3 protein-coding genes are annotated in these 1,823 nt (G+C 62.3%); 2 read left to right on the top strand and 1 reads right to left on the bottom strand.

Going from position 1 to position 1,823, the window contains the following annotated elements; all coding sequences use genetic code 11:
* The first annotated feature begins 76 nt into the window (after window positions 1-76).
* Together EN994_RS29610 and EN994_RS29615 are read left to right on the top strand one after the other, a co-directional pair.
* On the top strand, window positions 77-952 hold the full coding sequence (locus EN994_RS29610) for a CoA ester lyase (protein WP_063169572.1): 876 nt from the start codon (window positions 77-79) through the stop codon (window positions 950-952).
* Between the two features lie 51 nt (window positions 953-1,003).
* A complete protein-coding gene (locus EN994_RS29615) occupies window positions 1,004-1,210 on the top strand; it encodes a DUF1737 domain-containing protein (RefSeq protein WP_013528780.1) in 207 nt (68 codons plus the stop codon).
* Window positions 1,211-1,397: 187 nt separating this feature from the next.
* Here EN994_RS29615 and EN994_RS29620 read toward each other — a convergent pair whose 3' ends face one another.
* Window positions 1,398-1,820, bottom strand: a complete 423-nt coding sequence (locus EN994_RS29620) for a metallopeptidase family protein (RefSeq protein ID WP_023763026.1) — start codon at window positions 1,818-1,820, stop codon at window positions 1,398-1,400.
* Between the last annotated feature and the right edge of the window lie 3 nt (window positions 1,821-1,823).

Below are 1,823 nucleotides of genomic sequence, written 5' to 3' on the forward strand. Positions count from 1 at the left end.
CTCCCCCCTCGTGGGGGAGATTGGTAGCTTCATGCCCCGACTTGCCTCACCCGCCCACAAGCGGCATAGATCATCCATGGAAACCTATCGCCCGCGCCGCTCCGTGCTCTACATCCCGGCCTCCAGCGACAAGGCCTTGGCCAAGATCGCGCAGCTTGCCTGCGATGCCATCATCATCGACCTGGAAGACGCCGTCGCTCCGGCCGACAAGATCGCCGCCCGCGAAAAACTGGCCGGCATTTTCGCCGGCCATTCCGAGAGACGCTGCGAGATGATCGTGCGCATCAATGCGATATCAGGCGAATGGGGCGCCGACGACCTGCTGGCTGCCGCAAGCTGCGAACCCGACGGCATCCTTCTGCCCAAGGTCGACACGCCGCGCGACCTGCTCGCGGCCGGCGACGTGCTCGACGATAATTTCGCTCCCCACAGCGTGAAACTATGGGCGATGATCGAGACGCCCAAGGCGCTGCTCAACATCGGCGCCATCGCCGAACTTGGCCGCGATCCGGCCTCGCGGCTCAATTGTTTCGTTGCCGGAACGAATGATCTGGTCAAGGAGACCGGCATTCTGGCGACGCCTGACAGGCGCTACCTCGTGCCATGGCTGATGCAGATGGTGCTGGCCGCACGCGCCGGCGGCATCGACATGCTCGACGGCGTCTCCAACGATTTTCGCGACCTCGACGCTTTCGCCCATGAATGCGCGGAAGCCGCGGCCATGGGGTTCGACGGCAAGAGCCTCATCCACCCGGCCCAGATCGAAGCCGCCAACCGCGCCTTCGTGCCGTCCACGGAAGCGGTGGCCGAGGCACGCTCGGTGAAGGAAGCCTTCGCGCTCGCCGAGAATGCCGGCAAGGGCGTGATCGCGCTGAACGGCAGGATGGTCGAGCGGCTGCATCTGGCGAAGGCCGAAAAACTGCTGGCGAAGGCAGCCGCCATCGGGTCATAAATGCTCGATGGATGCGAGCGGGCTACAGCTACTCACGACAGGAATTGAACAATGAAACTCTACCGCTTTCTGTCCGCTCCGGACGATGCCAGCTTCTGCCACAAGGTGACAGCGGCGCTGAACAAGGGCTGGCATCTGTTCGGCTCGCCGACCTATGCCTACGACAAGAAGGCCAAAGCGATGCGTTGCGGCCAGGCCGTGGTCAAGGATATCGACGGTCAGGAATACGGGCCCGATACCAAGCTGAGTGACTGGTAGATTTGAAAAGCTCCGACGCAGGGTGTGTTGAGATTCAGGTCAGGCCGAGTCGAAAATGGTGGTTTCCGAGAACCGGAGCGGAGCGTACTTTTGGGTACGTGAGCACCGTTCTACCGCGACGCGGTAGAGCGGGGAAGCGCAGGAAGCCATCATTTGCAGGCCGGCATCACCTGAATATCAGCGCACCCTACTCCGCCGCCTCTTCGATCTTCTCCATATCATCGTCCGACAGGCCGAAATGGTGGCCGATCTCGTGGATCAGCACGTGGGTGACGATGTCGCCCAGCGTCTCTTCGTTCTCGGACCAGTAATCGAGGATGGCGCGGCGGTAGAGCGTGATGCGGTTCGGGCCTTCCCCGGTCTGCGGGTTCCAGCGCTCGGCGATGCCGCGTCCCTCGAACAGGCCGAGCAGGTCGAATGGCGTTTCCAGCGACAGATCGTCCATGATTTCGTCGGTCGGGAATTCGGCGATCTGGATGACGATCTCGCCGGTCAGCTTGCGAAAATCCTCCGGCAGATGGGCGTACGCCTCCAGCGCCAGGAACTCCATTTCGTCCATCGAGGGCGAGAGTTCGTCGTGCCAGGTGCGGGTCTTGTAGATGCGGGCCATGCT

Source organism: Mesorhizobium sp. M7A.F.Ca.CA.002.09.1.1 (assembly GCF_003998555.1).
GTDB classification, from domain to species: Bacteria; Pseudomonadota; Alphaproteobacteria; order Rhizobiales; family Rhizobiaceae; genus Mesorhizobium; species Mesorhizobium ciceri.